Origin of the sequence: Acidaminococcus sp. BV3L6 (genome assembly GCF_000468835.1) — a bacterium.
GTDB lineage: Bacteria > Bacillota > Negativicutes > Acidaminococcales > Acidaminococcaceae > Acidaminococcus > Acidaminococcus intestini.
The window spans coordinates 37,219-51,131 of record NZ_AWUR01000048.1 but is presented as its reverse complement, the minus strand read 5'-3'; the positions used below and the strand labels follow the sequence as shown (position 1 = coordinate 51,131).

The 13,913-nt window shown below is 43.0% G+C and carries 11 protein-coding genes; 2 read left to right on the top strand and 9 right to left on the bottom strand.

The features are described from left to right. Window positions 1–11 precede the first annotated feature (11 nt). From HMPREF1246_RS09025 to HMPREF1246_RS09005, 5 genes are all read right to left on the bottom strand, one after another. Window positions 12–1,151, bottom strand: a complete 1,140-nt coding sequence (locus HMPREF1246_RS09025; RefSeq protein ID WP_021737320.1) for a PrpF domain-containing protein — start codon at window positions 1,149–1,151, stop codon at window positions 12–14. A gap of 21 nt (window positions 1,152–1,172) precedes the next feature. Continuing rightward, window positions 1,173–2,477, bottom strand: coding sequence for a 2-hydroxycarboxylate transporter family protein (locus HMPREF1246_RS09020; protein WP_021737330.1), 1,305 nt, complete (start codon window positions 2,475–2,477; stop codon window positions 1,173–1,175). Window positions 2,478–2,492: 15 nt separating this feature from the next. Next, window positions 2,493–3,365 carry an amidohydrolase family protein gene (locus HMPREF1246_RS09015; protein ID WP_021737305.1) on the bottom strand — a complete coding sequence of 291 codons (873 nt, stop codon included), beginning with the start codon at window positions 3,363–3,365 and terminating at the stop codon, window positions 2,493–2,495. A 276-nt stretch (window positions 3,366–3,641) separates the two neighbouring features. Next, window positions 3,642–4,844, bottom strand: coding sequence for a M20 family metallopeptidase (locus HMPREF1246_RS09010; protein WP_021737288.1), 1,203 nt, complete (start codon window positions 4,842–4,844; stop codon window positions 3,642–3,644). Window positions 4,845–4,868: 24 nt separating this feature from the next. Beyond that, complete coding sequence (locus HMPREF1246_RS09005; RefSeq protein ID WP_021737302.1) at window positions 4,869–6,275, bottom strand: YfcC family protein; 1,407 nt, start codon at window positions 6,273–6,275, stop codon at window positions 4,869–4,871. Window positions 6,276–6,490: 215 nt separating this feature from the next. Between HMPREF1246_RS09005 and HMPREF1246_RS09000 the strand changes: the two genes are divergently transcribed. Both HMPREF1246_RS09000 and HMPREF1246_RS08995 read left to right on the top strand, forming a co-directional pair. Beyond that, entirely contained in the window at window positions 6,491–7,423 is a 933-nt protein-coding gene (locus tag HMPREF1246_RS09000; protein ID WP_021737278.1) for a LysR family transcriptional regulator, read from the top strand. A 974-nt stretch (window positions 7,424–8,397) separates the two neighbouring features. Then, a complete protein-coding gene (locus HMPREF1246_RS08995; protein WP_035224692.1) occupies window positions 8,398–9,060 on the top strand; it encodes a helix-turn-helix domain-containing protein in 663 nt (220 codons plus the stop codon). Between the two features lie 187 nt (window positions 9,061–9,247). Here the strand turns inward: HMPREF1246_RS08995 and HMPREF1246_RS10615 are convergent, their stop codons facing one another. The 4 genes from HMPREF1246_RS10615 to HMPREF1246_RS08980 all read right to left on the bottom strand — a co-directional run bounded on the left by HMPREF1246_RS10615 (window position 9,248) and on the right by HMPREF1246_RS08980 (window position 13,800). Then, entirely contained in the window at window positions 9,248–10,138 is an 891-nt protein-coding gene (locus HMPREF1246_RS10615) for a reverse transcriptase domain-containing protein (protein WP_021737341.1), read from the bottom strand. Beyond that, window positions 10,135–10,302: a hypothetical protein gene (locus HMPREF1246_RS10610; protein WP_021737287.1), complete on the bottom strand. Its 168-nt coding sequence runs from the start codon at window positions 10,300–10,302 to the stop codon at window positions 10,135–10,137. The genes HMPREF1246_RS10615 and HMPREF1246_RS10610 overlap by 4 nt, the downstream gene beginning before the upstream one ends. Before the next feature lie 765 nt (window positions 10,303–11,067). Continuing rightward, on the bottom strand, window positions 11,068–12,522 hold the full coding sequence (locus tag HMPREF1246_RS08985) for a sodium:alanine symporter family protein (RefSeq protein ID WP_021737284.1): 1,455 nt from the start codon (window positions 12,520–12,522) through the stop codon (window positions 11,068–11,070). Window positions 12,523–12,603: 81 nt separating this feature from the next. Then, window positions 12,604–13,800: a PLP-dependent aspartate aminotransferase family protein gene (locus tag HMPREF1246_RS08980; RefSeq protein ID WP_021737293.1), complete on the bottom strand. Its 1,197-nt coding sequence runs from the start codon at window positions 13,798–13,800 to the stop codon at window positions 12,604–12,606. Between the last annotated feature and the right edge of the window lie 113 nt (window positions 13,801–13,913).

Genomic DNA, 13,913 nt, shown 5'->3' with positions numbered 1-13,913 from the left:
TTCCTCCACTATTATTTCCGAATATATACACAGCCATCCATAATCCGTCTTGCCGTTCGCTGACCAGCAACGCCTTTCACTTCAACATGATTGGCAGAAACCGTCATATCTACATATTGCTTCATAATGCCGCTCGGGTGCCCGATTCGGACACTGCTGTCGCCGTGACTAGCAGTATGTAATTTCTGGTCAATGACAGAGTCCTTTAATTTCGCAAGCACAGCCACTGAATTTGCAGCCGTAAGCGGGCAAGCCTTGTGACATTTGAAGACCGACAGGATACGCACGCAAACGTCCATATCCTCAGCGCTGACAATATTGCCACTAATGCCCTGATAATCTTTGGGACTTGTAAATACGCCTACCTTAGGAACAGCTGGCGAATTCACCTTAGCGTCTTCCAAATTCTTAGCAAACCCCATAAGGACAGCTGCGTTGCCGCGAATCTGTTCAAGAAGCTCAGAAGCTTTTTTATTTTCATCGAGTTCAGTAGGCATTTCCGTCCCCGTAAGGCCTATATCCTCTGCCGCCACAAGGATCAATGGATTGGATACGTCGACAAGGGAATAGACAATCTGTTTCCCTCCAATTTCAAAAGTATCGGTTACATACCCCGTCGGGAGCAGTTTTCCTGTCTTGGCACCGGCCGGATTCAGAAAGTTCACCTTAAGCTCGGCCGCGGTCCCGTCTATACCTGCAATATGACAATCTCCATCTTGGGCAAAGGTATGCGTTTCCGGGTCGATGGGAACGGATACATTGATGTATTTATCTGTATTTTTATTAAGCATACGGACAACCGTGATCGGTTCCGTAATATCAACCATCCCTTCTTCAACCGCATAGGCTGGAACCGCAGCTGTCATATTGCCACAGTTTGACTTATAGTCGATTTGGCTTTTTCCCACAATGGACTGTCCCACCAAATACTCAATATCTACATTGGGTTCGTCACTCTTCCAAACGATGACAATCTTATTATTGGAAGAAACGGTCCCGCCCATACCATCGATCTGTTTTGGATCAGGACTGCCCATGACTTGAACAAAAATGTCATCCCATTCTGCACGATTTTCCGGTAAATCCTCTTTATGGAAAATACATCCTTTGCTCGTTCCGCCTCTCATATATACAACATTAAACTTTCTCATACTTAGATGCTCCTTTCAGCATTAAAGGAATTGGAAAATAAAGCTACCGACAAACAGTACGATAGCTCCACCGATTCGTGATGAAATCTGGGCGTAACTCATTAGTTCCATGCGTCTAGCAGCCCCCAATACAGCAAGATCCCCAGCTCCACCCATATTAGCCATACAAAGTCCCGCCGTAATTGAAGATTCTATGGGGTAAAATCCAACAAGAGCGCCAAATATACCGGATCCAATGACACATCCGAGGACAATCAAAAAAGCAATGAAAAGATTTTCAGGGCTCATAACACTTACCATTTGTTTAAAGTTAATTAGCGTAATCCCACATCCTGCCATCTGAATCCAAACGAGCTTATTACCGCAGAACTGCTGCAGTTTTTGGCACGCCTTCTTGTTTCTCTCAGGAATCAGATCAAGAATATTTGCCAAAGCAGCAAAGATAATGAGATAGGCAAAATTAGGAATAGCAACGCCAAAAATAGAGGGAAGGATTTTTTTAGCGGTCAGTTGGGCCAGAACAAAAAAAGCTCCAATGAGAAAGATTGCAGAGCCGATATCATCCATCGTAATATCGACTTTGCTATCTTTTGTTTCAATGGTCGTCTCAGCTTTTGAAGCCTCTACCTTGACAAGGTTTCCATGACCCGTAAGTTTAGGAAATACGCGGCCAATATTATCAAGAATGATGGCAAACAAGATGGCAAGGATATTTCCAATGGCCAAAATTGCTATGGCAAAACTCAAATAGCCTGATGAATCTTTTCCTGTTACGTCCTGATAAACCTGAGCCATCGGGATGGCTCCAGCTCCGGCTCCACCACCCATGATGGGAAGCACATATGCAGTCACAACCTCCGCCGGTTTGATTCCAAAAAGCAATCCTCCAAGAATACCAAATAAAGCAGCTACTGCTAGAGACGCTAGAAGTGCAGGAAGATATAAAGCTCCTGATTTAATAAGAAGCTTACGATCAAGCCCCAAAAGACTACCCACAACAAGGGTTGAAATAAAGACGTTGAGAAAACTATATGTGCTCATCCACCCTTTGGAAATGGATACAATATTTTTCGGCATTAAATTCGTATAAGTCAGAATACCACAAGCTAGGAACGCCAAAATAGCACCGCCGCCACAATACTTATTCCAAATCGGAAGTTGTTCTCCCAATTCTCCGAATATAATTCCTAACGTAAACATGACAGCAATGCCGCCGATTAATTGATTGGGGATAATATTCATATATGCAGAAATAAGAATCGCCCCACCAAAGATGGTAAAGATTCTCCAATCCATCCCATAAAGCATGAAGTTTTTCTTCGCCATTTTCTTTCTCCTTTCCTAAAAGCCAAATAATCTTGCGGGGTTTTCAACAAGTACTTTTCTGAAGTTCTCTTCCGTATCTACTTGGTTCATCAGACAATCCAGCATATACGAATCATCCGGCATGGGGCTTAATCCTGAATAGCAAGATGGATGTGGCCAATCCGTTCCCCAAAGAATTTGCTGGATATTTGCCTCTGCATAGGCCCGCCCAACTTCCATCGTATCCGTATACTGTTCTGTCTTTGTATCGATATACAATCCAGATAGTTTAACGTAAACTTTGCCTTCCTTCAGCCACTCGCAAATAAGCGGGAAAGCAGGATGATCTTTTCCACTGCCTGCAGGGATATGACCGCGATGATCCAACACAACATGACAAGGAAGATTTTCAATGGTTGCTTTCATTTCCATCAAAAGATCGGCAGGCATCCAAAAGCAAGCGCTCCATCCCATAGGGGCAATCCGTTCAGCAAGCCGCTCAATCTTCGTCCAGTCCCCACTGTAGCCGCAATTGATGTTGAAACGGATGCCCCGTACGCCTTGGTCATGATATGCAGTAAGGTCTGCATCTGTAACAGATTCATCTACTACAACAATGGCCCTTGTTTGTTCCTTTCCCATAGCTCTCAGGGCGTCTAGAGTACATCGATTATCCGTTCCATACGCTGACGGCTGAACAATTACGTTTCGTGAAAGGCCCAGTTTCTTTTGCAGCATCCGATACACATCCACCGTAGAAGGTGGCTGATTTCTCGTGTCAGACGGTTGATATGCGTACCGAACCGGATCATAGATGTGATGATGACAATCACATGCCCCTTTCGGGATGTGATACTTAGGAAAGTTTCGCCCGGCACAGTAAGGGACCTGGTCCCGGATTTTTTTCATAATCGTTTCCTCTTTTCTTTTTGCTCACACAGAAGTCTCAATCCATCTACCCTGAGTTTACATGAATATTCAAATAATTCCCAATACTAGATATAATATATAACTTATAGATATTCATCTATATTTTATTTATTTTCCATCATTTTTATAAAATAATTCAAAAATATAGTACTTCCAATTGCTGTAACTCAAAAAGGACCTTACGATTTCATAAACCGCAAGGTCCTTTTCAGTTATATCATATATGGGACTTAGACAAGTGCACAAGGCTTCATTTTACGCAGAGGGATTCTTTTCCTCTGCTTCTTTTCTTTCTTTGAACTCTTTTTGGATAGCTTCTAGCTGTTTTGGATCATCAATCAGTTCGAGAGCAGCGTCAGCAAGGATCTTGGCGCCAAACTGCACGGCCTGATGGGCTTCTTCAGATTTACCGGCCGCAATGAATTCCGGCGAATGGGAAGAGGTTCCATCGGGGACAAAGGCGACCCGGATACAGGAGCCCGGAACACGGTGCATGACATTAGCAAAGTCCGTAGAGCCTGTCCGTTTCCGTGCAGACTGACAATTAGGTGCGTTCAGCGCCCTGGCATGTTTCATGAGGAGATCATTGAGCGTAAGATTCGGAATCTTGTTATCAAGAATCTTCCCCACCTCGGCATTGACAGTTGTTTCTGTCATCATAGCGGCTCCGTTATAGATTTTTTCCATGCGGTTCATGATTTCCTTGACAAGACCAACTGTTCCGGCCCGAACCATGACCTGAGCCTGCGTAAAGCTTGGCACGACATTTGCGGCAGTACCGCCTCCATCAATGATATTGTAATGAATCCGCACATCATCAGGTACATGTTCCCTCAGGCATTCAATTCCGTGAAAAGCAAGCATCATGGCATCAAGGCTGCTTCGCCCGGCTTCCGGTTTGAGGGCGGCATGAGCGGCCTTACCGTGATAAGTAACTGTATATTCAGCATTTGCAAGACTCTTGATGTCTGTCTGCGTTGCCGGTCCACCGTGCATCATCAGGGCCACATCTAGTTCCTCAAAGGTGCATCCTTCCTTGATCATGATATATTTGCCACTGATATTTTCCTCGCCCGGCGTGCCATATACGGTCAAGGTAAAGGGGATATCTCCGGCGGCTTCCTTGATAGCGTTTGCTGCGCCCAAAATAGAGGGTCCCTGAAGCTGATGGCCGCAGCCATGTCCCATGCCGGGCAGGGCGTCAAACTCACACAGAAGGCCGATATTAGGCCCGCCTTCCCCATTTTTCCAAATGGCCTTAAAAGCCGTCTCCAAGGAACCAATCCCCCGTGTTACGGTAAAATCATGGTCTTCTAGATACCGTGTCAAAAGGGCACTTGACTGATACTCATGGGGTCCAATTTCCGGATGATCAAAGAGGGTATCCGCCATCTCTGTCAGCTCTGGAAGATGAGTATCTATCCACCGATTTGCTGTCTCAATTTGTTTCTTCAGCATCGTTTATCATTCTCCTTTATCACATTACATAGGTCCCAAGTGAATCATTTGGGCAATCAGGGTCATGACGCATCCCGTCACGAGCCAAATCAGGAAAAGTTTCCACATGAAGCGCATCCACCGGTCATAAGGAATATTGGTCACGCTCAGAGTTCCCATAAGGGCGGTCGATGTCGGCAGGATAAAATTACAGAATCCATCGCCAAAGTTAAAGGCAAGGACAGTGGTCTGGCGGGTAACGCACAGCACATCAGCTAGTGGAATAAGAATAGGCATAACAGCAACCGCCTGCCCACTCCCTGAAGTCAGGAAAAGATTGATGAGCGTATTGGCAAGGACCATTCCTGGAGCTATGATGATGGGCGGAAGACCGCTTAGTAGCTCTGAGGTTGCATGAACAATCGTGTAGGTAATCTTTCCGGCATCCATGATGCCGCTGATGGCGGTTGCCATCCCAATGATGAAAGCTGCCCCAAGCATTTGCTTGCTGCCATCTAAGATGTCCTTGCATACCGTATTGACAGGCGTTCCAATCATAAGATCTGCAACGACGCTGTAGGTCAGGAACATCGCTGCCATATGAGCCATACCCCATTTTAGGACAATCGCCCCATAGATGATTACGGCAAAAGCAATCACTAGAAGGACCAAGGGAGCCAGCATCCTTCCCGTAAGCTCACTGGCGGCTTCAAGGTCCATTGTCGCTTCTTCCGCTTTCATTTCCTGATCAAGATCAAACATTGGACTCATCGTTGGATTTTTCTTGATTTTCTTCGCATATCGGATAAGGTACCAATTTGTTACGATGTAAAAGACCACAAAACAGACCGCACGATACCAGAGACCGGAATAAGCTGGCAGTTCCGCAATATCCTGTGCGACTACAGTCGTAAACATATTGAATGTGCCTGTCGAAAACCCGATAGCCCCGCCCAAGACCATGATGGCTTCGCCGGTGATAGAGTCAAGACCCATCGCCATGGCGAGCATGACCATAACGGGAGCAAAAGGAATAAATGTATTGACGCCCTGCGTCGTGCAGATGAGGCCAAAAATTAAAGTCAAAACGGGGATGAAGACTTCCAAACGATTGGAAAAACGCTTAGCCCCTTTGGCAAGAATGGCCTGCAAAGCGCCAGTCTTCGTCACAACATGGAAAGCTGACCCAGCCATGAAAATCACCATCATAAGGTCAATTCGCTTGCTGAAGGACTTGATAATGTAAAGCGGAATAAGAAGGGGATTGACGGATGCTGATTGGATATAATGGAATGTTGCCGGATCTACAACTTTTCTTCCGGATGCGCTCTTTACAAAATCATAGGTCCCTGCTGGAACCACCCAAGTCAGTCCCACAGCAATGACAATCATCACAAAAATAATGACAAATGTGTGGGGGAAAGAGACTTTCTTCACTTTTCTTGTTTCCATATAACCCCATCCTTTCTAAGTACAGATTTCTTTTGAATCAAATCTCCATTGGAATTGATTCTTTCCGTGTCTTATTATAGAATAATCACAATAGATTGACTAATTGTATTTCATTCATCTTGATAAATAATCTCAATAAATCGCTTATTGAGATATATTATATTTGTGCGCCAACTCGACGCCTGCACCTAGGGAAAGGAGGCCTTCTCGAGGCCATGGATATTAAAAGAAAACAATATCAATATCTTTGCACCTTGGCTGATACGGGGAACTTTCATCAAGCCGCAGACAAGCTTTTCATCACTCAGCCTACACTTAGCCTAGCCATCAAAAAAATGGAAAAAGAACTGGGAACAGCCCTATTTAAGAGAAGCCGCACCACCCTTACTCCTACGGAAGCAGGTGAAATCATGATTGCCTACGCAAAGAAAATCCTCAATCTCGAAGAAAAGATGGAACAGGAATTGCAGCAGCTGAAGACAACGCATGTCAGCCAGCTGCGCATCGGGACCTACCAAATCCTTTACTCAGGAATCATCCCATCCCTCGTAGCCGCGCTCCGCAAAGAAAAACCATCCCTACAGATCAAGACAAAACATATGCACGATCAGATCCTTGAAAGTGCACTATTCAACAATCTTCTGGACGTGATTCTTTGCATACAAAATCGGAAAAATCCCTTTTTTGATACCATCCCTCTCAAAAAAGAATATGTTCTCGTTGCCATCGTCCCTACCCATCCAGCCTGCCGAAAAGCGCAGTACCGGGATGACCTTCCCTATCCATATCTTGACATCCACGCCCTGAATCATGAACCCGCTTTTTTTCAGTTCAAAGGACAGCAGATCCGCTGGCAGCAAACAAAACTCATTGAGGAAGCTAAATTTGAGCCCAGCAGTATCGAAGAAGTAGACAGCATCAATCTAGCCATTCGGCTCGCTTCGGAAGGGCTGGGTGTCGCCTTTACGATGCGCTCCTATGTCCCGGCCATGACTATTCATAAACCTATTCGCTATTTCATTACAGGAAACACGGAGACTGCCCCAATCCTATCTATCTGCACCTTGCGAAACCGCTCCAAGGAACCCCTGCTTCGCACATGTATTAGGATCATAAAACGAATCCTAACGGAAAATAAGGGCGATTGATGAACTTGAGAATGTCTATATTCTTGACTGTCTACCAGAAAAGTGCTTTTACGATAAAATTAAAAAAAGGCAGAAGGACTTGCTCTTGAAACAAAGAATTAAGGTGAGCTGTGAAGAATACTTTTTCTATGAACAACCCTGCAGTTTAGTGCGTTTCATACAAACTAAACTGCAGGGTTGTTCTGTCCGCTGGTGCAAGCATATGAAATCCTCAGACTAAACTTTCACTAAGCGTAAAATGTTTCTCGGTAGGGTATAAATAATCCTTGCAAAATAAAGGGGAGCCCCCTATTGTTAAGCTAGTGTTAACGGCACGAATATCAAAACAAAGGAAGGTCTCCCATGGAAAAGATTGTATCAGATGTCATCAAAGTAATAAAGAGGTCTAAGAACGAAAAAACAAGGCCGGCGCTGGGGGAAAGAAGGCTGCTTAGCCATGGCTAGGGCCCTTACGGGCCTGCAAAATGAAGAGCTGGAAGCCGGCTATTCAGCAAGTTCAGGCCCTTAGAAGCCCCGACGAGCGCGGAGCTGCGAAAAGCCTTGAAGAGCGCGCTGAAGAAATCTCCCATGGTTCCACACGTGGGAATTAAAAACGGGGGAATTGGTGCGTATACGGCCAGCAGTACAGCCAAAGGTCACTTAAGCTCCATTTTTCGCATATAATGAGGCTGCAACACAATCTTATATGGGTCTCCCGAGAAAATATTGACACATACCCAAAATATTCTTAAAAATACAGTTTTGCTTTTTGTGATAAAACAAATATAATATTCATGGCATATCTGTTGGTACTACGGCAAAAAATTCATATTAGTTTAGAGGCATTTTTTTAAATAACATAGAATGGCTGAATCCTTCTACAGTCAAGTAATACAGAAAGATAAATTTTCCTATAAGGATGTAAAGAAAATCTATGAAATAATCCTCTTATTCCTCCATTTTAACTTCCAGATAGTTTAAAGCAGGTGATAAAAATGAAATTATACTCCATTGGAGATACTGCTAAAATTATGGGTGTGTCGGTTCAAGCCCTCCGTTATTATGATAAAATTAAACTCCTCGAGCCCAAATATATTAGTCCAAGTACAGGATATCGTTACTATACTTACGATCAATTTCACTACATAGATAGAATTAAATACCTTCAGAACTTTGGATTTACTTTAGATGAAATTCGAAGTATCATACTAACAAATAATATCAATAAACTCGTATCTATGCTTGACGATAAGAAACAGGCATTAAATGAGGAAATTAAAAAGATTCAGCAAAATATTGACTTAATGACTTGGTATCACAACTACTTTATAAAGGCTCAGCATCTAAATAAGAGCCATGTCAGTCATTTTGACACTCGTTATATGGTCTGCACAAAAATAAAAAATGATGAATCAAGAGAGAATTATCATATTCGCTTACATAAAATCAGGCATTCTATGAAAATTCCAGCAGGAAACTATTATTGTATGCCCGCACAGGTACTATGCCAAGAATGGAGCCCTTATGAGGCAACAGTCTATTTTAGCCAATTCAACGAAAAGCCAAGATTGGTTCTCGCCAATGAATTTGAAGATAACTTACAAGAATACAATAACTGTCCTTACGAAATTCAAATTCTGATTCCAGAACGCTATTGAGAGGTCGGGATTTCTAAATAGAAATCCCGACCTCTCACACCACCGTGCGTACTGTTCGAAGCGCGGCGGTTTCCTCGTTTTCACAAACTTATTTGTAATAGCTCGTCATGGTTATATAACCAGAGCGGGCTATTTCTTTTTTAGTAGGGATCAAGTTCAGCATAAGCGCCGCTCTCCATGATCCTTTTCAGCAACTTGCCAGTTCATGCATTTTCCATTCTGGAATTGCGTATTGGCGCATCATGCGGTACCTTGTTCGCACCTTCTTCCACTGTTTCCAGTAGATTGCCCGGATTTTCCGCTGTATCCATGTATCCACTTCCATGAGCAGCTGTTTCATGTCTATCAGCTTGAAATCATTGACCCATCCGTGGATGAACTGTTTCAGCCTGATGGGTCTTACCGCATTCGGAGTTAGTTTGTTGCGGTCTAAAATGGCCCCCACCTTCTCCTTCATCTTTGCTGCGGATTTTGCATGCACACGAAAACGAAGTTTCCCTTTCCTCCTGTAGAATCCATATCCCAGGTATTTTACCCGGCTAATGTATGGAGCCGGCGTCTTTTCCCGATTCACTTTGAGGAACCGTTTCCTTTCTATGTATCGTGTTATGCTTTCCAAGGTCCTCTCTGCACTTCTCCTGCTTTTGCACAGTATCATGCAGTCGTCGGCGTAACGGACAAATTTATGTTCTCGCCGTTCCAGTTCCTCGTCCAGTTCATTAAGCATCACGTTGCTTAATAGTGGGCTTAAGGGGCCTCCCTGTACAGCGCCTGTTTCGCTTCTCTCAAATATCCCGTGGTTCATGATTCCTGCATTCAGGTATTTGTGTATCAGTGAGATGACAGCTCCGTCCTTGATGCTTCTTGACAGGACTTCTACCAATTTACTCTGATAGACATTGCCGAAGAATTTCTCCAAATCCATGTCCACCACATAGACATATCCTGCATCTGCATAGGCCTTACACTGTTTCAGGGCGTCATGCGCTTTGCGTCCCGGCCGGAAGCCGAAACTGCTGTCTGAGAACTGCGGTTCATATACCGGCGTCAGCTCTTGCGTAATCGCCTGCTGTATCACCGGTCCACAACCGTCGGGATTCCCAATTTACGGAATTTTCCTTTTTCTTCTTTGGGTATTTCTACCCGTCGGACGGGTTTGAATTTATACTTCCCATCCCGTATCTGCAGTAAGAGTTCCAGTCGGTGCTCTCCAAGGTACGGTAGAAGTTCATCTACACTCATCTTGTCGACACCGCCTGATCCTTTGTTGGCCTTTACCCTGTGATACGCGGCATTCAGGTTGTCTCGCCTCAGGACTTGCCCCAACAGAGTGTCCGCTCACAAGTTTGCAATGATGTCGTTGTGTTCGGCACTCCTCACAGGGATAGGCGTTCCCGCATATCCTTGCCGCTTGGCAGCTGCTTTTCGCGGGCAACCTTCTCTATGAAGTTTTCTGCTTTTAATGACCTCTTTTGACTCCCTTCACTAACTGATATTTCCTAAGATTCGGCCCTTCCTGGACGGTCTATAACCCGTCCAGTACGATGGCCTCTGCTGACTCCTCACGATAAATCTTGTTTGGGCCACAGCTGCCATTTTCATGGCTCCGGCCCTATCCGTGAGGCCTCCCCGCGTAAGAACACACTCTTTCTCTCCACTCACCTGCCACATCTACCCTTTGGGATTCCGAGTCATTATGGGACTTCAGTCTGTTTTACTCCCTTATCCATCCCGAATTGGCCTTATGCGGTTTCTGTTCGTCAGGTCAGAGATTTGCCTGCACCTTCCTTCAGATTCCACCTCACGGTGTCGCTTTTGGTGTTCGGCTATGACTTACTCGAACAGTCTAAGGACTTGCATCCTTAAGAGTGCACCCATGCCGGGCGCACAAAAATAAGACTCGAACCGATTTTCATCACTTCGAGTCTCATCTAAAACCACACAAAGTTTATAGGGGTCTCCACAATCTTATAATAGTAAACCACAGGGTTATTTAACCCCCCTTGTTTAATATGCATTTCTAAAAATTTTATATTTAGGGTCGACCGTGCCAATTCCCATATATCTTGCTTTATAATCGTCCAATAATCGCAGAAACTGCCTGCGTAACAAAAATAGTGAAAGCAAATTAAATCCAACAGGAAATACTAGGGTTATATTAACAATCGCCCAAAATAGATCAGGGCCATTTCCAGTCAAAACAATTGATGATACGATAATAATGTTAGGGAGAGGATATAAATATTTAAAAATTTTAATGACTTTATCTCTTCTCTGAGGATATTTTTTAAACACATACTGAATAATCGAAATATAGTAACTAAACCATCCTGAAGTAGTAGTGAGACCAAATAAAATAGCAATAAATCCAATTAATATCGACCCCCACTGGCCATATACACTTTCATAAGCGTTTATCGTCAATGTAGCACCATAGACTCCGCTTGTCCAAGTATCTGTGACAAGAACACTTAACGCTGTAATAGAACTAATTACAATGGTATTAATAAAGACATCAAAACTGCCCCACAATCCCTGTCGAACAGGATGAATTGTATCGGCAGATCCATAAATGAGAGGACTGGAACCCTGGCCAGCTTCGTTTGAATTAATAGAACGAGCTAATCCTTCATTTATTGTTTTAACTAAGGTACTTCCCAAAAAGCCACCGACAGCAGCGGATCCGTGAAATGCATCTACGACGATTCTATAAAATGCTGCTGGAAGAGCATCAATATGAATAAGAATAATTCCTAAGCCTGCCAAAATAAAAATAGTACACATAATCGGAACAATCCTAAGAGCAAAAGATGCGATACGCGGCACTCCCTTAAAGATGATGTAAAATAATGCTGCAGAATAGAATAAGGTCACAATAATCATATCAAATCCAAATGATTCTTGTAAAATTTCAGCAACAGTAAATACTTGAGAACCGCCTAGAAATTGAGATACAAACCCAAACGAAAATAAAACTGAGAGAATTTTACCAACAAGAGGATGTCCCTGATCCTTTCCAATTCCATCAGCAATGAAATAGACACTGCCACCATAATACTCACCCTGCTCGTTACGATATCGATAATAGCAACCTAAGGCAGTTTCAACACATTTGATGATCATGCCTAAGAAAGCCCAAGCCCACATCCAAAATACAGCCCCTGGTCCTCCAACAGCAATAGCAGTTGCCACTCCTCCGATTGCTGTACATCCAACCGAGCCGCCAATTGCTATACAGACCGCTTCTATCGGAGATATTGTGCCGTCTTGTTTAGAATTCAATTCCTGCTTAGATTTCCTTTTAAGAATGCTAAAGATTGTACAGTTTAAAATATGGAAGAAATGTATTATAGGGAAAAACTTACTTGCCCACATAAAGTATATTCCTACAATCAGTATGAATATTATAAATGGCCATCCCCAGAGGAATGAGTTTATACTCATAATAATGTCATACAGCACGGGATACACCTCCAATAAAAGATAAGAGGCTATAGATTAAGATATTACTTAACCTATAGCCTTAGTAGAGTTCTAAACTGTTTACTTACCGTACGCAACATCCAATGCGTTCATAAAATCATTCACTAAATCCTCTGTATCTTCAATACCACAGGAAATTCTTAACAAGCCATCAGTAATTCCCATTTTAAGGCGTTCCTCACGCGGAGTATCATAATGAGAAGACATAACAGGATAAGATAATGTAGTTCTATATCCACCTAAAGTCATTGCATAATGAGCGAAGCTAAGAGCTCGCATAAATTTATTCATTTTCTCGCGACTATCCGGCAATTCAATACTGAGCATGCCACCGAATCCATGGAACTGCTCCACTGCTAATTCATGCTGAGGATGAGTAACCAAGCTAGGGTGATGAACTTTTAGAACGTATGGACTCTTGTCAAGAGCTTCCGCCAATGCTGCAGCATTTTTTGCCTGCCTAGGTACACGCAGCTGAATTGTTCTAAAACCTCTCTGAACAAGCCAGCTCGAAAAAGGATCTGCCTGTGAACCAATCAAAACTTGAAGTTCATAGGCCTTTTTAATTAGTTCCGCTTTTCCTGTTGCCGAGCCACAAACGGCATCACTGTGACCATTAGCAAATTTTGTCAAACTATTGACGACAATATCAGCACCAAAGTCTAACGGGCGGCATTGAACACACGTCATAAAAGTGTTATCCACAACTAAAATCGCATTATTATCATGCGCCAAATCAGCAATAACTTTCAAATTAGGAACCGTAATCATCGGATTGGATACTGTTTCTGTATAAAGCAGTCTGGTATTAGGACGAATAGCTTTCTTAACAACATCAGGATTAGTAAAATCTACAAATGTTGTTTCGACACCGTAATGACTCAATACTTTAGTAAAGATGTCAATCGTTTCACCATAGAGGGTCATATCTGATACTACATGATCACCTGATTTCAGATTAGAAATCAACGTTGTAGAAATAGCACCCATTCCTGAACTGCATACAATGGAATCCTCTCCATTTTCTGCATAGGTCATTAATTCGATTAAAGCGGAGCGATTCGGATTGCGATTTCTATTATAGCAGAAACCGTGTTCATCGTAACGTTTTTGCAGATCATCAAGGTCTTCTACATTAAAAGCAGTCGTCATGTAAATCGGTGTTGCTTCAGGATTGGTTGCAGGCTTATCGATATAAATCCCCTTTGAAAGCACATCCGTCCCAAACTTAAATTTTTTGTTGGTTTCCTTAAACATGTTAAAACCTCCTATGCAAACTAACTTTGATTTAATTATAGGGTCTATACTAAGAATAGAGTCAATATTTTAAATTTACAGAAAAATATTTGACTCTATTCTTAGTATATAGT